General features: G+C 68.6%; 15 protein-coding genes. 2 read left to right on the forward strand and 13 right to left on the reverse strand.

The annotated features are described in order from the left end of the window. Positions 1–36: 36 nt before the first annotated feature. From ABIC21_RS12930 to ABIC21_RS12960, 7 genes are all read right to left on the reverse strand, one after another. Positions 37–933 (reverse strand): intradiol ring-cleavage dioxygenase, encoded by an 897-nt coding sequence (locus ABIC21_RS12930; protein ID WP_354350799.1) that lies wholly within the window; start codon positions 931–933, stop codon positions 37–39. A 261-nt stretch (positions 934–1,194) separates the two neighbouring features. Then, the gene (locus tag ABIC21_RS12935; protein ID WP_354350800.1) at positions 1,195–2,634 is read right to left on the reverse strand and encodes an amino acid permease; all 1,440 of its coding nucleotides are present in this window, start codon (positions 2,632–2,634) and stop codon (positions 1,195–1,197) included. 256 nt (positions 2,635–2,890) lie between these two features. Then, positions 2,891–3,631 (reverse strand): response regulator, encoded by a 741-nt coding sequence (locus ABIC21_RS12940; RefSeq protein ID WP_354350801.1) that lies wholly within the window; start codon positions 3,629–3,631, stop codon positions 2,891–2,893. 14 nt (positions 3,632–3,645) lie between these two features. Next, positions 3,646–4,977, reverse strand: a complete 1,332-nt coding sequence (locus ABIC21_RS12945; RefSeq protein WP_354350802.1) for a sensor histidine kinase — start codon at positions 4,975–4,977, stop codon at positions 3,646–3,648. Between the two features lie 31 nt (positions 4,978–5,008). After that, positions 5,009–5,917, reverse strand: coding sequence for an ABC transporter permease (locus ABIC21_RS12950; protein WP_354350803.1), 909 nt, complete (start codon positions 5,915–5,917; stop codon positions 5,009–5,011). A gap of 3 nt (positions 5,918–5,920) precedes the next feature. Beyond that, on the reverse strand, positions 5,921–6,865 hold the full coding sequence (locus tag ABIC21_RS12955) for an ABC transporter ATP-binding protein (protein ID WP_354350804.1): 945 nt from the start codon (positions 6,863–6,865) through the stop codon (positions 5,921–5,923). Positions 6,866–6,996: 131 nt separating this feature from the next. Further along, the gene (locus tag ABIC21_RS12960; protein ID WP_354350805.1) at positions 6,997–8,493 is read right to left on the reverse strand and encodes a bifunctional phosphatase PAP2/diacylglycerol kinase family protein; all 1,497 of its coding nucleotides are present in this window, start codon (positions 8,491–8,493) and stop codon (positions 6,997–6,999) included. Between the two features lie 114 nt (positions 8,494–8,607). On the opposite strand from ABIC21_RS12960, the gene ABIC21_RS12965 reads away from it, so the two are divergent. Then, positions 8,608–9,321 (forward strand): phosphatase PAP2 family protein, encoded by a 714-nt coding sequence (locus tag ABIC21_RS12965; RefSeq protein WP_354350806.1) that lies wholly within the window; start codon positions 8,608–8,610, stop codon positions 9,319–9,321. Here ABIC21_RS12965 and ABIC21_RS12970 read toward each other — a convergent pair. The 4 genes from ABIC21_RS12970 to ABIC21_RS12985 form a co-directional block, all read right to left on the reverse strand. Beyond that, the gene (locus ABIC21_RS12970) at positions 9,257–10,444 is read right to left on the reverse strand and encodes an MFS transporter (protein ID WP_354350807.1); all 1,188 of its coding nucleotides are present in this window, start codon (positions 10,442–10,444) and stop codon (positions 9,257–9,259) included. The genes ABIC21_RS12965 and ABIC21_RS12970 overlap by 65 nt on opposite strands. After that, positions 10,441–11,214, reverse strand: a complete 774-nt coding sequence (locus tag ABIC21_RS12975) for a DeoR/GlpR family DNA-binding transcription regulator (protein ID WP_354350808.1) — start codon at positions 11,212–11,214, stop codon at positions 10,441–10,443. Before ABIC21_RS12975 ends, ABIC21_RS12970 begins: the two co-directional genes overlap by 4 nt. Before the next feature lie 227 nt (positions 11,215–11,441). Then, the gene (locus tag ABIC21_RS12980) at positions 11,442–14,267 is read right to left on the reverse strand and encodes an FAD-binding and (Fe-S)-binding domain-containing protein (protein ID WP_354350809.1); all 2,826 of its coding nucleotides are present in this window, start codon (positions 14,265–14,267) and stop codon (positions 11,442–11,444) included. Beyond that, positions 14,267–15,979 (reverse strand): L-lactate permease, encoded by a 1,713-nt coding sequence (locus ABIC21_RS12985; protein WP_354350810.1) that lies wholly within the window; start codon positions 15,977–15,979, stop codon positions 14,267–14,269. Before ABIC21_RS12985 ends, ABIC21_RS12980 begins: the two co-directional genes overlap by 1 nt. 146 nt (positions 15,980–16,125) lie before the next feature. On the opposite strand from ABIC21_RS12985, the gene ABIC21_RS12990 reads away from it, so the two are divergent. Beyond that, a complete protein-coding gene (locus ABIC21_RS12990) occupies positions 16,126–16,818 on the forward strand; it encodes a GntR family transcriptional regulator (protein ID WP_354350811.1) in 693 nt (230 codons plus the stop codon). Between the two features lie 106 nt (positions 16,819–16,924). On the opposite strand, the gene ABIC21_RS12995 is transcribed toward ABIC21_RS12990, so the two are convergent. Both ABIC21_RS12995 and ABIC21_RS13000 read right to left on the reverse strand, forming a co-directional pair. Next, a complete protein-coding gene (locus ABIC21_RS12995; protein WP_354350812.1) occupies positions 16,925–18,607 on the reverse strand; it encodes an ABC-F family ATP-binding cassette domain-containing protein in 1,683 nt (560 codons plus the stop codon). A gap of 43 nt (positions 18,608–18,650) precedes the next feature. Further along, positions 18,651–20,636, reverse strand: coding sequence for a penicillin-binding transpeptidase domain-containing protein (locus tag ABIC21_RS13000; protein WP_354350813.1), 1,986 nt, complete (start codon positions 20,634–20,636; stop codon positions 18,651–18,653). Between the last annotated feature and the right edge of the window lie 131 nt (positions 20,637–20,767).

Below are 20,767 nucleotides of genomic sequence, written 5' to 3' on the forward strand. Positions count from 1 at the left end.
CCGAGTCTAGCGCCGTGCCGCTGGCCGGACGGGTGCCTAGACGGTGACGTTGAGTCCGGCCGAGTACCCGCCGGACACCGATCCGGTCATCGTGGCGAGCTGATAGATGCCGCCGTCGTCGCCGAAGACATTGTCCGACTTCAGCGTGGTCCGGGGGAAGTTCCGGGCACTGGATTCATATCCGGCCGAGGCGTAGACCTCCTTGCAGGCGGCGTCGGTCAGGGCGACCTGGGACACGGCGAGGACCTGCCCGGCCGCCGTCGCGTTGTCCATGGACTCGAAGACTTCGAAGTGGATGTGCGGCCAGCGGCCGCTGTACGCACCGGGGAAGATGGTCTGGAAGGTGACCTGGCCGTTGGCGTCGGCCTGCTGGACGCCGCGGAGGTAGTTCTCATCCTTCAGTCCGGCGTCGTACATGGAGTACTTGCCGTCCTTGTCGCAGTGCCAGGCATAGACGGCGGCCCCGGCCAGGGGCGCGCAGCCGTTGACGTTGTCAAGCAGGGTCAGCGTGACGGTGAGCGGCACGCCGTCGGCCATGGTGCTGGAGGTGCCGAAGCTGGAGGTGATGTCCTGCCGGACCACGCCCGAGGCTGCCAGGACGTTGGGGCCGTTGGAGCCGTCGCCGGGGTATGGTCCGGCGGTTTCCTCCGGGATTTCGACGCCGCACTCGGCGATGGCGCGGGTCAGTGTGGGGGACGCGGAAGCTGAAGGCGTGCTGGTGGCTGCGGCGGTTCCGGAGGAAGCCGGCGCCGTGGCCGACGCGGCACCCGCTGAGGAGCCGCCCGGCGTGCAGGCGGCCAGGGCTGCGGCCGTGCCTGCACCGAGGAACATGCCCAGCGACCGGCGGCTCAGGAGGGTGGAGAGGTCGAATTCCAGCCCGCGGTCGTGGTCGGGATGCGGCTCGTGCGGGGGCTGCTGCGGGGGAGGGGTCATGCGTTCATGGAACCCCAACGCACTATGCCCTGGCTAGGCCCTTCCTGTGAACCCGCTGTGGCTTGCGCCGGAACAGCCCGGGTGCCGGCTAGCCGCGGGACGTGCCCTCCGTGTGTGCCTAGGACTGGGCATGTCCCGCCCGGCCCGCTGGACATGTCCGCCCCTTGCCGCGCCGAGTGGACATAATGCCACTATGTCCACTGCAGCGCGGCAGGACTGGGCATGTCCCGTGGTACTGAGGGGTCAGGGCCGAGCTGGGAGCTATGACGCCGGGCCGGCGCCCACGGTGGCGTCTTCGGCGGGCGCCCCGCTATCAACTGCGGTACTGCCGCCGCCGGTCGCCGGGGACTTCCCGCCGGTCTTGCGGTAGCGCCACAGGCCGATACCGACCACGACGGCGGCGAGGGCCAGGGAGAGCAGCAGCGACTCACGGGTGGACTCCAGCACCACCATGCCGACCAGCAGGGCGACGATGCTGATGATGGCGACCCAGGTCAGGTAGGGGAACAGCCACATCTTCAACTGGAGGTCCTTTGCCGCGGCGCCCATCCGGCGGCGCAGGATCAGCTGCGAGCCGGCAATCACGAGCCAGACGAACAGGGCGATGGCGCCCGAGGTGTTGACCAGGAACAGGAACACGGTGTCGGGGGCGATGTAGTTCAGGCCGACGGTGATGAATCCCACCACGGTGGAGGCCAGGACGGCGGCGGCCGGTACGCCGCGCCTGGAGATCCGCATCCATGACCGCGGCGCGTCGCCGCGGCGGGACAGCGAGAACAGCATCCGGCTGGCGGTGTACAGGCCGGAGTTGAGGCACGAGAGCACGGAAGTGAGTACCACGATGTCCATGATGGTGCCGGCACCGGGAATGCCGTACAGCTCGATCACCGCAACATAGGGGCTCTTGGCCACGGACGCGGAGTTCCACGGCAGGAGGGTGACCACGATCGCAATGGAGCCGATGTAGAAGACGAGGATGCGCCAGACAGTGGACTTCACGGCCTTCTTGACCGCGTCGACGGGGTTTTCGGATTCACCGGCGGCGATGGTGGCGATTTCAGCGCCGAAGAAGGAGAACACGACCACAAGGATGCCGGCCAGCACGGCGCCGGGCCCGTTGGGCATAAAGCCGCCGTTTTCCAGCAGGTTGCTCACCCCAGGAGCCGGGACGCCCGGGATGAGGCCCAGGATTGCCGCGGCGCCGAAGAGTAGGAACAGCACGATCGCTGCGACCTTGATGGAGGCGAACCAGAACTCAAACTCGCCAAAGGACTTTACCGACCCCAGGTTGGTCAGGGTCAGGACCACCATCAGCAGCAGCGCCCAGATCCACTGGTCGATCCCGGGCACCCAGCGGTGCATGATCGCCGCACCGGCCGTGGCCTCGATGCCTAGCACAATAATCCAGAACCAGGCATACAGCCAGCCGATGCTGAATCCTGCCCACCGTCCCAATGCCTTGTCCGCATATGTCGAGAACGAGCCCGTTTCCGGATTGGCCGCCGCCATTTCGCCGAGCATGCGCATGACCAGGATGACAACGAGGCCTGCCGCCGTGTACGCGACCAGGATGCCGGGACCCGCCTGCTGGATCGCCGCGCCGGAGCCGACAAACAGGCCGGCTCCGATCACCCCCGCGATGGCGATCATGGACAGATGCCTGGGTTTCAGGGATTTGGAGAGCTGCTGGTCAGCCTGCATGAAGCGCCGTCCTTCGTGGATTGTTCGGGTCCGCGGGTGGATCGTGAAACTTGTGCGGCGGACCACATTGACGTTTCACCCTAGACCGGGCGGGGAAGCGCCCGTTCTGTGCAGTCCCACAAATGACGGAGGCCCAGTCCGGGCAGAACTCCAGCTAAGAGGCCAAGGAAGCAAAGGAAGTTGCCTCACGGGCAATTTGGAAATGTGCCTGAAACCACTGCTTCGGACTCCCGGGTCGGTCAGCCCTGCCCCGAGCTCAGTAGTCGGCGTTGCTGGGCACCACCAGGCCGGTCTCGTACGCGTACACGACGGCCTGGACCCGGTCGCGCAGATGGAGCTTGGTGAGGATCCGCCGCACGTGTGTCTTGACCGTGGCTTCGGACAGGAAGTACCGGTGCGCAATCTCGGCGTTGGAGAGCCCCTCGGCCATCGCCCCGAGCATCTCGGTTTCGCGCGGGGTGAGGTCCCCCAGCAGCGGGTCCCTCGCCGCCCGGACCCCGGCGGGGGCACCGCCGGGCGCGGACCCGCCGGGGGCGCCCCCGGCCTCCGGACCGGGCCCGTTGCCCCGGACATACGTCTCCAGCAGCCGCCGGGTGATGCGCGGCGCCACGACTGCGTCTCCGCTCGCCACGACCCGGACGGCACTGATCAGTTCGACGGGCGCCACGTCTTTGAGCAGGAAGGCCGAGGCGCCGGCCTGGAGCCCGGCGAACGCGTATTCGTCGAGGTCGAAGGTGGTGAGGATGATGATCTTCGCGTGGGCCCCGGATGCGCTGATGGCCCGCGTGGCCGCGATCCCGTCCAGCACCGGCATCCGCACGTCCATCAGCACGACGTCAGGCGCTAGCTCGCGGACCTGGCGGATCGCTTCGGCGCCGTCGGACGCCTCGCCCACAATTCCCAGGTCGTCCTCCCCCTCCAGAATCAGGCGGAAGCCCATCCTCAGGAGCGGCTGGTCGTCCACCAGCAGGATGCGGATCGGTCCGGTCTCGCTCATTGCTTCCCCTTCGCTCATGTGCCCCTATTTCCGTTCTCGCCGTTCCAGTGCAGGACGGCGTGCACCCGCCAGCCGTGTTCCGCGCTCCGCCCTGCGTCCACGGTGCCCGCGTAGATTCGTGCCCGTTCCCGCATTCCGGCCAGACCCCGGCCCGTCCCCACGGACCCGGGGGACTTCCCTTTTCCCGGCGCCGCGGCCGAACCGCCGGAGTCAACGGTGCCCTTGCCGTCGTCGACGACGTCGATGGTCACGGCGGGGCCAACCCGGGCTATCGCCACGTCCACGCGGCCCAGCGAGCGGCCGTAGCGCAGCACATTCGTCAGGGACTCCTGCACGATCCGGTAGACCGTCAACTGGAACGCGGCGTCGTCCGGGAGCGAGGGGCCGGTGTGCGTGTAGTGCAGCGGGAGCCCCGCCGTGCGGAAGCCCTCAAGCAGTTTGCCCAGGCTGTCCGCAGCCGCGAGCGGACCGCGCGGAGCCTGCCCCGGGGCCGAGTCGTCCCGCAGCACGCCCAGAACGCGCCGCATGTCCGCCAGTGCGGTGCGGCCGGTGCGGGAGAGTTCCCCGAGGACCTCCGCCGCCCGCGCCGGGTCCTTTTTGACCACGACGGCGGCCCCGTCCGCCAGGCTGACCATCACCGTGAGCGAGTGCGCCACGACGTCGTGCATTTCGCGGGCGATGCGGTTGCGTTCGGTGACCGACCCGAGTTGCGCTGCCCTGGCGGCCCAGGCGGAAATCTCGTGCTCGTGCTCGCGCCGCTGCCGGACCGAGACGCCGAGCCCGGTGGCGATGACGTTGGAGAGGGTGATGCTGACCGCGGCGGCGATGCTGGTGATCAGCTGGAAGTTCTCGGGCGTATTCACGCCCATGTCCGGCAGCCGGCCATCCAGCGGGCCAACTGCCAGCAGGAAGTACAGGGAAATCAGCGGTGCAGTGGCGGCCGCCAGGCAGACCAGCGCGAACCGGCGGCTGCGCGCCTCCGCCACGGCGTAGAGCGCGAACCACAGCCCGGCCGAGACGTTGGAGCCCCAAGGGTGGAGCAGGGTCACCCCCAGCTCCAGCACCGCCACGACGGCCACCACCGGTACCGGGCCGCTCCGCCGGAACACCAGCGCCGCCGCGGCCGCCGCGAGCAGCAGCGCGACCGGCCAGACGCCGTCGAGCACTGACTCCACCGCCGTCGGGGTGACAAGCAGCAGGTAGCAGGCCACCACAACCGCATCCATGGCGCGCGGATACTGGAACAGGTAGCCCCGGACCCGGCCCCGGCGCCGGGCGGTGATTTCAGCGAGGGACGCGTCGGCCCGGCCGGCCGGCGCGTCCTTCACTGAAACTGCATCGATCATGCTCTGAGCCTAGACGGTGAGCACGAGCGGACTACACGTCCCGCTTTTTGAGCAGCACGGCGGCCAGGACTACGGGGACGACCACCCAGGCGCCCAGCACCAGGGCGGCCTGCCAGGCTTCCAGGGTGTCCGGGAGGTGCTGCACGGCGATCATCGGTTCTACCGTGTTGCCGGGCAGGTACTTGCGGGCCTCGACGAAGAAGTCACCCGGGATCAGCTGAAAGGCGATCGGGGCCACAAAGAACAGCCCGACGAGGCTCATGATGCCGCCGGCGGAGTTGCGGATGAGCGAGCCCAGGGCCATCCCGATGGCGGCGACGGCGGCGACGTAGAGGCTGTTGACGAGCAGCATCTTCACAGACTGCGAGCTGGAGAGGTCCAGCTCGAGGTTGTAGTTGTCCAGGATCGGCAACGACACCAGACCGGCCAGGTATACGGAGGCCGCGGTGAGGAAGAACGCCGTCACCATGACCACAAGCAACTTGGCAGCGAACGCCGGAATCCGCTTGGGGACGGCCGCAAAAGTGGAGCGGGCCATGCCCGTGGTGAACTCGGAACTCATCAGCAGCACCCCGAGCGAGCCCAGGATCAGCTGAGCAAACGCGATTCCGGATGTGGGAACGCCCACGGCGAGGTCCCCGCCCTGGGCGGCGAAGGCGGCGGCCGCGTCCGGGTCGGTGGCGGCAGCCTCGGCGAACTGTCCCGTGCCCCAGGCGGACAGGGCACCGAAGCCCACGACCACCAGGACGGTGCAGCCGAGCAGGATCAGCGTGGACAGGAGAGTGCGGAACTTGATGAATTCCGAGTTCAGCACGCGATGGAAGCCGGGGCCGGGGCCGGTGCTGAGGCTGTCTCCCGCGCGGTTAACTGCCGTGTCGTTTGCCGTGCCGGTGTGCGCGCCGCGGCTTGGCGGGGTGGGTTCAAGAGTGGTGAAGCTCATGGCTTAGTTGCCTCCGGACGGGACGGGGGCGTGGCCGCCCGTGGTGATCAGCGAGTGGTATTCGACCTCATCCTTGGTCAGCTCCATGTATGCCTCCTCGAGGCTGGCCTGCAGCGGGGTGAGTTCGTAGATCATGACGTGGCTGTCGAGGGCCGCGCGGGCAATCCGGCGCGGATCCAGGCCCGTGACCTCAAGCAGTTCCTTGTCCTGCAATTCCACGGAGACGCCGTCCCCCGCGAGTAGCTGCATCAGCTGGTCCGGCTGATCGGTGCGGACGCGGGTACGGATCCGGCCCTTGCCGTTGATGATGTCCTGGATGGGGGCGTCGGCGATGATTTTGCCGCGTCCGATCACAATCAGGTGGTCCGCGGTGACGGCCATTTCGCTCATCAAATGGCTGGACAGGAACACGGTACGGCCCTCGGAGGCCAGGTACTTGACGAGGTTGCGGACCCAGACAACGCCTTCCGGATCCAGGCCGTTGACGGGCTCGTCCAGGATGACGGTCTGCGGGTCCCCGAGCAGCGCCGCGGCGATCCCCAGCCGCTGTCCCATACCGAGCGAGAAGCCGCCGACCTTCTTCTTGGCCACCTCGGCCAGGCCCGTCATTTCGATGACTTCATGCACCCGCTTCTTGGGGATGCTGTGCGTGGCAGCCATCGCCAGGAGGTGGTTGTAGGCCGAGCGGCTGGTGTGGACAGCTTTGGCGTCCAGCAGGGCGCCGACGTCGCGCAGCGGCGCGTGGTGGCGGTCGAACGGCACGCCGTTGACGGTGACGGAGCCCGACGTCGGCCGGTCCAGCCCCATGATCATGCGCATGGTGGTGGATTTGCCGGCCCCGTTAGGGCCCAGGAAGCCGGTGACCCGGCCGGCTTCGACGGTGAAGTTGACTCCGGCGACGGCGGTTTTTTCGCCGTAAACCTTGGTCAGGCCTCGTGCTTCGATCATGGAAGCGTTCCTTTACCTAGCAGTGGGGATGGTTTACACACCACGCTACCGAGGCGGAGGGTCGGTTTCGCCGGTCTCAGGGATGATTCAGGGTCGAATCAGGGTAGTCCGGGAGGATGACAGAGCGGCAGTCAGGATGCCGGGGAGTAGTAGGTCAGGGCGCCGGGCGTCACTGAGAATTCGACGCCGCGCACCCCGGGCATGACCTCCCCGTCGACGGCGAGGACCATGCTGGTGTCCCCCGGTTCCACCCGGATGCTGCTGGATTCACTGAGGTGGGTGATCCGGGAGGTGGCGACGGTTCCGGTCAGCACGGACCACAGCAGCCGGAGCCGGGCGAAGGATTCGTCGGCGGTGATCATGCGCAGGTCGAAGACACCATCGTCCAGGACCGGGCGGACCAGCGGGGCGTGGTCGCGGGGGTAGTACCGTCCGCGGCCGATGTAGAGGATCCACAGTTTGTGCCGGACCCCGTCGACGATCAGGGTGGTGGGCGTCCCGGCGGCGAAGGTCCGCAACATCGCGACGACGCCGGCCAGGGGCTTCCCCAAGGCCGGCTGGAGCAGTTCGCGTCTGCGGACCAGATTAGGGTAAAGGCCGATGCTCGCAGTGTTGAGCATCGTCAGGTGCAACAGCTCGGGGCTGTCGGGGAGTCCGCGCTCCACGGCCACCAGCCCGACGTCCGCCCGTGCCGCTTCGCCGCGCGACGCGGCCTCGACGGCGGCCGTGAGGTTCGGGATGCCGGCGTCCCTGGCGAAATGGTTGAGGGTGCCGCCCGGAAGGACCAGGAGCGGGAGGGAATGCTCGACGGCGGTCGCGGCTGCCGTGCCGATCGTTCCGTCGCCGCCCCAGACGCCCAGTGCCACGACCCCGGGCCGGCCGGCCACGCGGGCGATCTCCTCCGCGAGGTCCTCGTCCTGGGCAACTTCTTTTATATACGCTTTGGGGAATACCTTGTGGAGCGCGGCTGCGGTCTCCTCCGCGTAGGAGCCGCCCAGCGTGTTCACGGCGATGCCGAGGCCCTCGCCTTCCGGAAGCTCCGCTGTTTTCACAGCGCTCCGCTGGATCCCGGGAATTGGCGGCCGAACGGGCCACCATTTACGCGTCACAAGGGCGGCGCCCGCGCCGATCGCCGATCCGAAGAACACATCCGAGGGCCAGTGGGCGCCGGTATGGACCCGGGAATATGCGACGCCCGCCGCGAGGGGGGCCAGGGCGGCGCCGACGGCAGGCCGCACGAGAGCGGCGCCGAGGGCGAATGCCACGGCCGAGGCGGAGTGGCCCGAAGGCATGGAGGAACTCGTGGGCTGGGGATGGACAAACCTGAACACCGGAAGATGCTCCGGCAGCGGGCGGGCCCGCGGCAGCAGGGTCTTGAACCCGAGATTGGTGACCGCGGACGCGACGGCCTGCGCCAGCAGACCGTGCAGGGCGGCACGTCGCGTCGTGCCGGGGAAGAGTGCCATCACCGCGGCGATGGCAAACCAGAGCTTGCCCTTGTTCGCCGCGGCGGACAGCTGCCGGAAGAAGTCGTCATGAGTGCCCCCGGGGAGGCCGGACACGGCGCGGACAAGTTTCCGGTCGAGTTTCCCCAGGCGGCTCGGCGCCTTCCTCAGCATGCTGCGCATTCGACCACCTTACTGCCGGGACGGGACGGCAAACAGTCAGGCGCGTCAGGCAGGAAGATGTCCTGCGGCTGTCTGGTCCCGGCCGCCGGGGAGCCGGTTGGCTATGATGAGGCGATGACGCGAGTGCTGGACCCTCAGCGATTGTCACCTGGCCTCGTGCTGGCGGCGAGCACCGCCATGCTCGTGCTCGGTGTGGTCCTCGGGGGAATGCTGCTGGCGGACGTGAGGCTGCCCCCGTTCCAGGTCCTGGACGAAGCCTGGGCCCGCTGGATCACGTCACTGCGCAGTCCGTTCTGGGACGGTGTCAATGCCTTCCTGAATGTAGCCGGCTACCGGGGCGTCCTGGCGCTCCACGGGGTGCTTGTTGCGGCCCTGCTCCTGCGGAGACGCACGCAGATGGCCATCTTCGCCGCCGCGGCCGGCATCGCCGTCCTGATATTCACACAGATCCTCAAGGCGGGCATTCTCCGTGACCGGCCGGAGAACACTGTGGTCCTGACTGACACAGGCTCCTTTCCCTCAGGACATGTCGCGAGCAGCGCGGCGTTTCTGGTGGTCGTGGCCCTTCTGGTGGGCCGCGCCTGGGCATGGGTACTCGCAGGGTTCGGGGTTCTGGCCATGATGGTCAGCCGCACGTACTTGTCGGCCCACTGGCTCGTGGACACCTTGGGCGGCGTGTGCCTGGCAGTCCCGCTGGCGCTCCTGCTCTGGTTGCTCTCCCAGAACGCATGCATTCAGGAGAATCGAGACGTCGGTCGCCTGCTTAGTTGGCGCGCAAGGGCTTCGCGGCGCCGGCGAGCAGAAGCGCACCCAGGATCGGGACCATGATGGCCAGCAGCGCCAGCCGGATTCCGATCAGGTCACCGAGGTAGCCCAGCAGCGGGGGCCCGGCCAGGAAGGCGACGTACCCGATCGTGGAGACCACTGACACGCGGGCGGCTGCCTGCCTGGGATCGTCGGCCGCAGCGGACATGCCCATCGGGAACGCCAGGGCGGCCCCCGCCCCCCAGAGCACAGCGCCGGCTGTGGCCATCCAGATGTCACCGGCCAGCACGAAGAGCCCCAGCCCTGCGGCGGCGGCGGCCATGCTGGCACGGAGCACAGGCACGCGGCCGTAGGCGTCGATCGCCCGTCCGCCGAAGAAGCGCACCGCGGTCATGGCCAGGACAAAGGCCGCGAACAGCAGCGCACCCGTCGCTTCCGTGGCGTCCAGGCCGTCCACGGCGGCCTTCGCGATCCAGTCGTTGCCGGCGCCTTCGGTAAGCGTCGCACCCAGCACCACGACGCCAATCAGCAGCGTCCGCCCGTCCCGCCAGGCCGAGCGGCCCTTGGATTCCCTGGCTTCCCCGGCCACCGGCACGGGAGCCGGGATGTGCGGCAGGAAGTAGCGTGGCGCAGCCAGGGTCACGGCGGCCACGATGGCGGCGATCACCAGCAGGTGCGCCGGGAGCCCGACGCCGAGTCCGGCCAGGCCGGCGCCGATCAGTGCGCCCAGGAAGGCACCCCCGCTGAAGGCGGCGTGGAACTGCGGCATGATGGTACGCCCGAGCTGGTGTTCGACGTCGGCGCCTTCGATGTTCTGGGACACGTCCCAGAGCCCGATGCCCATGCCGAAGAAGAACAGCGCGATGGCGGTCCCGGGGATGGACTCGGCCAGCAGGGCCAGCGCCACGCCGACGCCGGCCGCGGCGGCGACGAGGCCGGCGGCCCGCACCGCATTGGCCGTCCCGATCCGGCCCACCACATGGCCGGCGGTGGGCAGTGCTATCAGCGAGCCCGCCGCCACGCACAGCAGCAGGGTTCCCATCTGCCCCGAGGAGATGTCCAGGATGTCCGTCACTGCAGGGATGCGGGCGGCCCAACTGGCGAACACGAGCCCGTTGATCCCGAAAATCAGGAAGGTTGCCGCGGCTGCGGCATTGAGCTGCGGGCGGGTTGCCGTCTTGGTCATACGATCACTACTTCCACCGAGTGTTGCGTGAGCTGGGCAAGTTCTGCGGTACTGAGCTGCTTGTCGGTGACCAGGACATCCACGGCGTCCAGGGGCGCGACGAGCGCGACGGCGCTGGCGTTCCACTTGCTGCCGGAGCAGGCGACGATCACCCTGCCCGCGGATTCCAGTCCGGCGCGTTTCACCGCCGCATCGTCGAGGTCATGGGCCAGGAGCCCGTCTTCAAGGTTCAGCGCGCAGGGCGTGAGCACAGCCGTGTCAAACCGCAGCGACCGGATGTTGGATTCCGTCATGGGCCCGCGGAAGGACTGTTCCCCGGCGATCAGGCGTCCGCCAGGGAGCAGCAGTTCGGGATGCCGGCCGGCGGCCGGACCGCCGTCGGTCAGCGCGTTGACGGCCCGCAACGACATCGGCATCAGGGTCATGTCGCGCTGCCGCAACTGCCGGGCGACCTCGGTCGCCGTGGTGCCGCTGTCCAGCCAGACGTGCCGGCGGTCCTGCAGCAGGGCGGCCACCCCGGCCGCAATCCGGACCTTGGCGGCGTGGTCCTCGATCTCGCGCTGCCCGTACTCGGGGTTCTCGCCGCGCAGCACCAGGCTCCGGGCCCCGCCGTGGACCCGGCGGAGAACGCCGTGGAGCGCAAGCACGTCCAGGTCGCGCCGGATCGTCGCGCCGGAGGCGCCACATTCGGCCATGAGCTCATCGACCGACACCTGCTCCCGGTGGCGCAAAAGCTCGCCGATGCGGCGGTGGCGCTCCTCAGTTGTCATGAACAAATGCTAATGGACCGTGATCATTTAATCATTTATTGCGCGAATGCACTCTGGCGGCAAGACCCTCGAATGGACCATTGGGGCCCCGGACGGCACCGAAACCGGGCGCAGATCCTTCAAATAGCCCAATGCTCCCTCACGTTTCGCATGAAAAACGCCAACGCTCTCTCATCAGCTGAGGGAGCGTTGGCGTCTTCCGTGCAGGACGTGAGGGAGCGTCCTGGTCAGCGGGTGACTTCCTCCAGCAGCTCCAGCACGTGGCGGTACTGGGCACCCGTGGCCCGGGTCATGCCCAGTTCGCATGTCCGGTTGCACGAGGCGTGCGCGGCCGCGCCCATGTCCGCCACCTCTGCGGCCTGTTTCGCGGTGGCCGAGGCCGTCAGCTCCGGGTGCAGCATGCCCCGGTCGCCGGCGAACGCGCAGCAGCCCCAGTTTTCCGGGACCTCGACCCGGTCGGCGACGGCGCCGGCGACGGCACCGAGGGCGTCGTTGAGGCCCAGCCGGGTGGAGGAGCAGGTGGGGTGGAGGGCCAGCGACTCCAGCTTCGCGTGGTCGGGCAGCGAGGGCAGGATCCGTTCCGCGGCGAAGTCCACGGCGTCCACCATGCGCAGGGCATGCTGCCCGGCCGCGGGGATGTCCGACTCCACGGCCTGGCGCAGGCCCTCGGTGCAGGAGGACGCATCGCAGACGATCGGAAGCTCGCCGTCCCGGGTTGCCTCCCGGAGGGCGGCCAGGGTCTTCTCCCGCATCGTTTCCTGGCCGGCGGCCATGCCCTTCGAGGACCAGGGGGTGCCGCAGCACAGCCCGTCGATGCCGTCCGGGACCAGGAGGGTGAGCCCGGCCCGGGCACAGAGCTGTTCGAAGCTGTACTGGACGCCGCGTCCCCCGGTGCCCTGACCTGCCCCGGCGGGTCCGAACATGGTGCCGACGCAGGCCGGGAAGTAGACAGCATCAACCGCGCCCGCCGGCGTCGGACGTTTCCGCACGGAACCGCCGCCCGGCAGCTCGGCGGAATACAGCGGCACGGTGTCTGCACCGAGCAACGCCCGGGCAGCCTTGTTGGGCGGGGCGATGGCGGCGGCCGGGAGCTTGTCGACGACCGTCAGCGCCAGCGAAGCACCCCGGGTGACGCCTTCCCAGTGCTTGGCGGCGGCGCTCCACGCCCCGTTGGCGAGCGGGCCGGCGTCGGCCTTCCGCAGGCGCTTCACGAGCGATCCGGTATTGATGTCCACCGGGCAGGCGGTCTGGCACATCCCGTCCACGGCGCAGGTGTCCACGGACTCGTATTCGTAGTCTTTTTCCAGTTCCTTGACCAGCGCCGTGTCCCCGGCCAGCCGGGCCGATTCGATGGCGCGCAGCGTGACGATCCGCTGACGCGGGGTCAGGGTGATGTCCTTGCTCGGGCACACAGGCTCGCAGTAGCCGCAGGAGACGCAGCGGTCCACTTCCTCGGCGACGGGCGGCGCCGTTTTAATGTGCCGGAGGTGCGCCATCGGATCCTCGTCCATCAGGACGCCCGGGTTGAGCATCGCGGCAGGGTCGAAGAGCCGCTTGATGCTGCGCATGACGTCGTAGAGCTCATCGCCGTACTGCCGGCGCACGTACGGGGCCATGACGCGCCCGGTCCCGTGCTCGGCCTTCAGGGATCCACCTTCGGCCAGGACCAGGTCCACCATGTCTTCGGTAAAGGCGCTGTAGCGGTCGAGTTCGGCCGCGGTGGCGAAGCCGTCGGTGAGCATGAAGTGGACGTTGCCGTCCTTGGCATGGCCGAAGATCACACTGTTGCTGTAGTTGTATTTGTCGAAGAGCCGGATCAGTTCCCGGCAGGTGCGGCCCAGCACCGGGACCGGAACCACAATGTCTTCCAGCAGCGCCGTGGTGCCCTGGGGCCGCGCCCCGGCCACCGAGGCGTAGAGGCCCTTGCGCAATTGCCAGAGCTGGCCGCGTTCCCGGGCGTCGCCGGTGAACCGGGCGGGGGCGGACAACCCGAGGCCCGGCAGGATGGCCTCGCCGCTGCCCTGGAGTTCCGCCAGGGGCCCGGCGCTGCCGGCGGAGTATTCCACAAGCAGGGCGGCGTGGTCCCGGACCGTCAGGTCCTGCACGACGGCGGGAGTTCCCTTGAGCGCCTGGCCCACCTTGAGCGACAAGGCGTCCATCAGCTCAATCGTGGCGGCTCCGGTTTCGACGAGGGCGGGCAGGGCCGCGTTGGCGGCCTCCAGATCCGGGAACACCAGCAGGCCCGCCGCCGCGTGCTGGAGCCGCGGGATGGTGCGGAACACCGCCTCGGCCACGAAGCCCAGCGTGCCTTCGCTGCCGACGATCAGGTGGGCCATGATGTCCACCGGGGTCCGGAAGTCCAGCAGGGAGTTCAGCCCGTAGCCCATGGTGTTCTTCATGGAAAACTGCTGCCTGATCCTGTCCACGGAGTCGGCGTTGTTCCGGACCCGCTCGGCCAGCCGGGCCAGTCCTTCGTAGAGTTCCGGCTCGAGGGCGCGGAGCTTCCGGTCGGCGTCCGCCGCCCCGGTGTCGATGACTGTGCCGGAGGGCAGGACCACGGTCAGCGACTCCAGGGTGCGGTAGGTGTTGTCCACGGTGCCGCAATTCATGCCGGAGGAGTTGTTGGCAACGACGCCGCCGATGGTGCACGCCGCCTCGCTCGCCGGATCGGGGCCGAACTTCCGGCCGTAGCGGGCAAGTCTCGCGTTGAGCGCCCGCACGGTGACGCCGGGCTGGACGCGGACCCGCGCGCCGTCGTCGAGCACCTCGATATCCCTGAAGTTGCGGCGGACGTCCACGAGCACGCCGTCGGTGACCGCCTGGCCGCTCAGGCTGGTCCCGCCGGAGCGGAAGGTCAGCGGCACGCCCTGGGCGGCGCTGGCGCGCAGCAGTCCGCCGACCTCGGCAGCGCTCCCGGCCGTGACAACAGCCTGCGGGATGAGCAGGAAATGCGAGGCATCATGGGCATTGGCGTGCAGGTCGATGGCCCGGGTCTTCACCTGGGCAGGGTCCTGCACCGCCAAGCGGAGGGCTGCCAGGTCCAGGGGGGCCATCAGGGGACCATCCAGCCCAGTACGGGGGTGGACTGCAGGAAGATCAGCACGGTGATGAGCGCCAGCAGGCCCAGGCTCCAGCCGATCAGCTTGCGGAACAGCGTCCCCTCCGCGCCGTCCAGGCCGACGGCGGCGGCGGCAACGGCCAGGTTCTGCAGGGACAGCATCTTGCCCATCACGCCGGCAGAGGAGTTGGAGGCGGCCATCAGCACCGGAGACAGGCCGGTCTGCTCCGCAGCGGTGGCCTGCATCTGGCCGAACAGGGAGTTGGAGGACGTGTCGGAGCCGGTGAGGGCGACGCCGATCCATCCGATCAGCGGCGAGAGGATGGCGAAGAAGCCGCCCGCGGAAGCCAGCGCGAAACCCAGGGTGGTGGTCTGGCCGGAGAGGTTCATTACGAAGGACAGGCCCAGGACGGCGGTCACGGTGACGATCGTCCAGCGCAGCTGGACCAGGGTGTCCCGGTAGATCCGCAGCCCCTGTGAAGCGGTGACCTTGTACAGCACCATGGTCAGCAGACCGGAGAACAGCAGCAGGGTACCGGTCGCCTTGAGGTGGTCGAGCTTGAACTTGGTGGCCGCGACCGGCTTTCCGGCCGAGTCGGTGATGTCCAGGCCGGGCCAGGCGAACGTCACGCTGCCGACCTGGCCCAGCCAGGTCTTGACGAACGGCAGCTGGGCGACCGAGAACACGGCGATGATGATCAGGTAGGGGGCGATCGCCATCCAGATCTGCCGGGGTTCGGGCCGGGTGTTGTCGGTGGGCACCGTGGTCGCTGCGGCGGAGCCGGCGGTGGCCCCGGCGCCGGACCCGGCGCCACGGGAGCCGGCCGTCACGGCGACGGCGGCGTGTGCGGACTCCGGGGCGCCCTCGACGGCACCTTCGACGCCTACGATCTCCTTCGGCTGCCAGACTTTGAGCATCAGCAGCACGGCGGCGACTGTCACGACGGCGGCGACAACGTCGGTGAGTTCGACGGCGAAGTAGTTGGAGGTCACAAACTGGGCCAAGCCGAAGGCGACGCCGGCCACCAGGGCCACGGGCCAGGTCTGCTTCACGCCGCGCCGGCCGTCGACGATGAACACCAGCAGCAGCGGAACGATCAGGGCGATGAACGGCGTCTGGCGTCCGGCCATGGAGGACAGATCATGCAGTGGCAGTCCCGTGACACCGTTCAGGGCGATGATGGGCGCGGCCATCGCGCCGAAGGCCACGGGAGCGGTATTGGCCAGCAGCGAGACCACGGCGGACTTCAGCGGTTTCATGCCGGCAGCCATCAGCATGGCGGCGGAGATCGCCACCGGGGCGCCGAATCCGGCCAGGGACTCCAGCAGGGCACCGAAGCAGAAGGCGATCAGGATGGACAGGATTCTCAGGTCGTTCGAGATGGAACGGATGGTGCGTCCCAGCACTTCGAACCACGGGGTGGCCACGGTGAGCCGGTAGATCCAGAGCGCATTGACGAGGATCCACAGGATCGGGAACAGGCCGTAGAAGATACCGGCCGCGGTGGCGCTCAATGCCTGGTTCACCGGCATCTGCCAGCCGACGATGGCCAGCACCAGCGACAGGGCCAGTCCGGCCAGTGCAGCCATGGGGGCCTTCACCTTGAAGACGCCCAGGAGGACGAAGAGCAGGACGAGCGGAAGCGCCGCGCAAAGGGCTGAAATCACTAGGGACCCGGCAATGGGGTCGAGGATCTGCTGAAACATGAGTCTCCAGATTGTGTTAGGCGTCACAACACCGTGGCGCCCTTCGATTGTCTTACAAGTACACATGATCGTCAAGAGAGACTTGTTGTCTTGTCTGGCAAGATGGGGATTGAATCAAGAAAACTCTTGACGGGAAGGGAGGTCCGGTGGCCGGGCGAATCGCAGCAGTCTCGATCGTGGACGCGGTCGCCTCGGATCTGCGGAGCCGGATCTTTGCCGGTGAGCTTGGATCCGGGGATGCCCTGACGGAGTCAGAGGTCGCCTCCGCCTACGACGTGGCGCGGCCCACGGCGAAGGCCGCGATCGAGAAGCTCGTGGCCGAGGGGCTGCTGGACCGGGGGACCCATAAAACCGCCCGGGTGGTCGAACTCGGCCCGGACTCGGTGCGGGACATCTACCTGGCCCGCGCGTATCTGGAGAGCGAAGTGCTCCGCCGGCTCGCACGCACCAGGGACGTGCCGGCGGCGGCGGTGCAGGCCAACCGCGACATCGCGGCGGTACAGTCCGGCGCTCCGCTCGACGTCGTCGAACCGGACATGCGGTTCCACACCAGCCTGATCGACGCCGTGGGCAATGAACGGATCAGCAGGATGTACCGCTCGCTCGTGGGCGAGGTGCGGCTGTGCATGGTCCGGATCCAGTCCCTGCACCTGCTGGACACCGCACTGATCCAGGCCGAACACCAGAAAATCCTGGAACTGATCAAGGCCGGCCAGGGCGAGGCCGCGGCCGAACTGCTCGACGAACACCTTGGGCGCGCCCGGGAGCGGCTGGTCGCCGCCATGGGAGGAACCGCCGGCCCGGAGGCCGAGCAGCCGTCCGGGCTGCTGCCGGAGTAGACCCTGACGACACAGCAACGCGAGGATCCTTAGCGCCGAAAACCTCTCGGTAATGGGCGCCAAGTGACCCCGCGTTGCTGTTGGCCGGCGGGTGTCGGCTGGCTAGTTAGCGGACGCGCTCGACGCGCTTTTCGTCCCAGACCGGCTCGGCCGATTCGTAGACCTTGCCGTCGGAGCCGAAGACCAGGAAGCGGTCGAAGGTCCGGGCGAACCAGCGGTCGTGGGTGACAGCCAGGACCGTTCCCTCGAAGTGGTCGATGGCGCGTTCCAGGGCCTCGGCCGAGTGCAGGTCAAGGTTGTCCGTGGGCTCGTCGAGCAGCAGCAGGGTGGCGCCGGAGAGCTGTAGCAGCAGGATCTGGAACCGGGCCTGCTGCCCGCCGGAGAGCGACTCGTACTTCTGCTCCGACTGCGATGCCAGACCGTAGCCGTCGAGGGCGCCGGCCGCGGCCTCGCGCCCCAGCCCCGAGCGGTGTTCGTCGCCGCGGTGCAGGATTTCCAGCAGCGTCTTGCCCAGCAGGTCGGGCCGGATATGCGTCTGGGCAAAGAAGCCGGGCCGGATGCGGGCGCCGAGCTTCACGGTGCCGTCGTGCGGGACTTCGGCAATGTCGACGTCGGACACCGGCAGGTGCTCACGTTCCGGGTCGGTGCCCCCGGTGGCGAGCAGGCGCAGGAAGTGGCTCTTGCCGGAGCCGTTGGAGCCCAGCACGCCGACGCGGTCGCCAAACCAGACCTCGGTGGAGAAGGGCTTCATCAGGCCGGTGAGTTCCAGCTTTTCGGCGACGATGGCGCGTTTGGCGGTGCGGCCGCCCTTGAGCCGCATCTGCACGTTCTGCTCGATCGGCAGCGCCTCGGGCGGACCGGCTTCGAGGAACTTCGCCAGGCGGGTCTGCGCGGCGTGGTACCGGTTGGCCATGTCGGAGCGGAACGCGGCCTTGTTCTTGTACATGTTGACGAGTTCCTTGAGCTTCACGTGCTCCTCGTCCCAGCGCTTCCGGAGTTCCTCGAAGCGGGCGTTCCGGTCCGCGCGGGCGTCCACGTAGGAGCCGAAGCCGCCGCCGTGGATCCAGGCTCCGGCGCCGTTGATGCCCGGTTCGAGGGTCACGATGCGGCCCGCGGCGTTGTTCAGCAGCTCGCGGTCGTGGCTGATGAAGAACACCGTCTTCTTCGACTCGTTGAGCTTCGCCTCGAGCCAGCGCTTGCCCGGGACGTCGAGGTAGTTGTCCGGTTCGTCGAGAAGCAGCAGCTCATCGGGACCGGCGAAGAGCGCCTCGAGCACCAGACGCTTCTGCTCCCCGCCGGAGAGGCTCGACGCCGGGCGGTGCTGCGCGCGGTCAAAGGGCAGACCGAGCGCGGCCATGCAGACTTCGTCCCAGACGGTCTCGACGTCGTACCCGCCGGCGTCGCCCCAGTCCACGATGGCCTGCGCGTAGGCCATCTGGGAGGGCTCGTCGTCGTGCTCCACCATGGCCAGTTCCGCCGCGTCCACGGTGCGGGCGGCGGCGGCCAGCGCGGGCGGCGCGGCGGAGACGAGGAGGTCGCGGACGGTGGATTCGTCCCGGACCTGGCCGACGAACTGGCGCATGATGCCCATGTTGCCGGACCGGCCGATCACGCCTTCGTCGGCGATGAGGTCGCCGGAGATGATCCGGAACAGCGTCGTTTTGCCGGTTCCGTTGGGTCCGATCAGCGCCGTCTTGGTCCCGTCCGGGACCTTGAAGGTCACGCCGTTGAGCAGCTGGGTGCCGTCGGAGAGGAAGTAATCGATGTTGGAAACGTCAATATGAGCCACGCTTCCATCCTCCCACGGCCGCCGTTCGGACCCGTCGGGGGCCTCAGCCCGCGGCGGTGAGGAACTCCTTCAGCAGCGGACCGGAGACGGTGGCGCCGAGCCCGCCTTCCTCGACGAACACGGCGACCGCCAGGTCCCCGTGCACGGCCACGATCCAGGCGTGGGTTTTGGGCGGGTTGTCGCTGCCGAACTCGGCCGTTCCGGTCTTCGCCGCCACCGGCGCACCGGGAACGGAGGCGAGGAAACCGGTGTGGCCGGAGGTGACCACGGCGCGCATCATGTCCGCCAGGGCGGCAGCCTCCGCTGCGGCGACCGGGGTGCCGGAGGGCGGGGCCGGGGCGGACGGGGCGGAAGCCGACGCCGTGGCTCCGGCGGGGGGCGTGGCTCCTGCGCCGCCCGCTGCCTCATCATCGGCGCCGGGGTTCAGCACGAGCTGCGGCGACACGGGCGCGCCCTTGGCGACCGAGCCCGCCATGATGGCCGCGGCCAGCGGGGACATCAGCACCTTGCCCTGGCCGATCATCGACGCGGCATGCTCGGTCCCCGTGGCTTCGCCCGGAACCGAGCCCAGGAACGCGCCGGCACCCAGGGACGGGGCTTCCACGGCGACGCCGAGGGAGGTGGCAGCGGCTTCCAGCTGGGCCTGGCTGACGGTGTCGCGGGCGTTGATGAACGCGGTGTTGCAGGAGTGCGCGAAGGCGTCGCGCAAGGTCACGGATCCCAGTGAGGCGGCCGGGTAGCCCTCGGCGTTCTTGAAGGTCCGGCCGTCGACGGTCAGGGTTGCGGGGCACTCCACCGTGGACTCCGGGGTCATGCCGGTGCGGATCATGGCCAGGGAGTCCACGATCTTGAAGATGGACCCGGGGGCGTACTGGCCCAGCAGTGCGGTGTCGTAGCCGTTGCTGCCCGGCCCGGAGGCGGCGGCCAGGACGGCGCCGCTGGAGGGCCGGAGCGCCACAATGGCCGAGGCCGGGCCCACCTTCCCCAGGATGTCCTCGGCCAGCTGCTGGAGGTTGGGATCCAGCGTTGTTTTCAGCGGCGTTCCCACCTTCATCTCGAGCTGGAAGAGGGCCCGGCGGCCGCCGTTGAGCAAGGTCTGCCGTTCCTCGGCGGTGAGACCCGCCTTTTCGGCGAAAACCTGGATTCCGTTGCTGCCGCGCAACTGCTCGTCATACTGCTGCTGCAGGCCGCCGGTGCCCGTGGTGTCGCCGGCTTTGAGCGCCCCGCCGGATTTCTCGATCTGTTCGGCATTCGCCTCGGCTGCGGTACCCAGCAGGGCGCGGGCGAAGGTGCGAGTGGGTGCCAGAGGCAGGAAGTCGCGGATGGCGCGAGCGCCGGGAACTTCGCCGATCTGATCGTCGGTGATGGTCCGGCCGTCCTCGCGCAGGGTAATGGCGGTAACGAAGGCCTCGGGGCCGGCCGCCTGGACCTGCTGGGCGTAGGCCGCTGGGTCTACCCCCACCAGCTGGGCGAGCCGGGTGGCGGATGCCGCGGGATCGGCGGAAGCCAGCAGGGGTTTGTCGATGCCGACGTTCACGACCGGCCGGTAGGTGACCAGTTTGGCGTCACCGGCGCCCAGGATCTCCGCCCGCGACGGCGACTGGGACAAGGTGCCGAGGATTTCCCCTTCGGCCAGCCCGGGGACCAGGGTGGCCGGGTTCCAGACGGCCAGCCACTGGTCGGAGGACTTTTTCAGCTCGGCGGAGGTGGTGTACTTCCACTCGCCGGAGCCGATTTTCCAGGTGTAGCTCAGCGGGACCGTGGCCGTCCCGGACTCCAGTGTCAGCTCGCCGCTCTCCACCGTGGGCTTGGCCGGGTCCAGTGCCCTGAATACCTCGTTGAGCTGCTCGTTGGCCGCGCCTGGGTCCTTGCCGTCAAAGGCGACGGAGCCGACGTCGAGCGCCGAAACAGCGGACGCCAGCTGCTTCGCCGCGTCACGAGCGCCGGCGCTGCCGTCGTCGCAGGCCACCAGCGAGCCGCCAAGAATAAGACCAATAAGGACAGCTGAAATTTTTGATGTTTTCCCCACCCGCGCCATTATGCCCCGTACCGCGGACAAACCCGCTGTCACAAAGTTCTCCCCGTGCCGGTGCTCCCGCCCGGTTACTCCGGAGTGGACTCCACCGGAGTAAGGCAGTTCCGCGGAATTCCAGGGATTCC

Source organism: Pseudarthrobacter sp. PvP090 (assembly GCF_040547365.1).
Lineage (GTDB): Bacteria > Actinomycetota > Actinomycetes > Actinomycetales > Micrococcaceae > Arthrobacter.

Bases quoted from the DNA above. Each gene is read 5' to 3' on its own strand.
- ABIC21_RS12930 (WP_354350799.1), bottom strand. From the start codon at position 933: ATGACCCCTCCCCCGCAGCAGCCCCCGCACGAGCCGCATCCCGACCAC.
- ABIC21_RS12935 (WP_354350800.1), bottom strand. From the start codon at position 2,634: ATGCAGGCTGACCAGCAGCTCTCCAAATCCCTGAAACCCAGGCATCTG.
- ABIC21_RS12940 (WP_354350801.1), bottom strand. From the start codon at position 3,631: ATGAGCGAGACCGGACCGATCCGCATCCTGCTGGTGGACGACCAGCCG.
- ABIC21_RS12945 (WP_354350802.1), bottom strand. From the start codon at position 4,977: ATGATCGATGCAGTTTCAGTGAAGGACGCGCCGGCCGGCCGGGCCGAC.
- ABIC21_RS12950 (WP_354350803.1), bottom strand. From the start codon at position 5,917: ATGAGCTTCACCACTCTTGAACCCACCCCGCCAAGCCGCGGCGCGCAC.
- ABIC21_RS12955 (WP_354350804.1), bottom strand. From the start codon at position 6,865: ATGATCGAAGCACGAGGCCTGACCAAGGTTTACGGCGAAAAAACCGCC.
- ABIC21_RS12960 (WP_354350805.1), bottom strand. From the start codon at position 8,493: ATGCGCAGCATGCTGAGGAAGGCGCCGAGCCGCCTGGGGAAACTCGAC.
- ABIC21_RS12965 (WP_354350806.1), top strand. From the start codon at position 8,608: ATGACGCGAGTGCTGGACCCTCAGCGATTGTCACCTGGCCTCGTGCTG.
- ABIC21_RS12970 (WP_354350807.1), bottom strand. From the start codon at position 10,444: ATGACCAAGACGGCAACCCGCCCGCAGCTCAATGCCGCAGCCGCGGCA.
- ABIC21_RS12975 (WP_354350808.1), bottom strand. From the start codon at position 11,214: ATGACAACTGAGGAGCGCCACCGCCGCATCGGCGAGCTTTTGCGCCAC.
- ABIC21_RS12980 (WP_354350809.1), bottom strand. From the start codon at position 14,267: ATGGCCCCCCTGGACCTGGCAGCCCTCCGCTTGGCGGTGCAGGACCCT.
- ABIC21_RS12985 (WP_354350810.1), bottom strand. From the start codon at position 15,979: ATGTTTCAGCAGATCCTCGACCCCATTGCCGGGTCCCTAGTGATTTCA.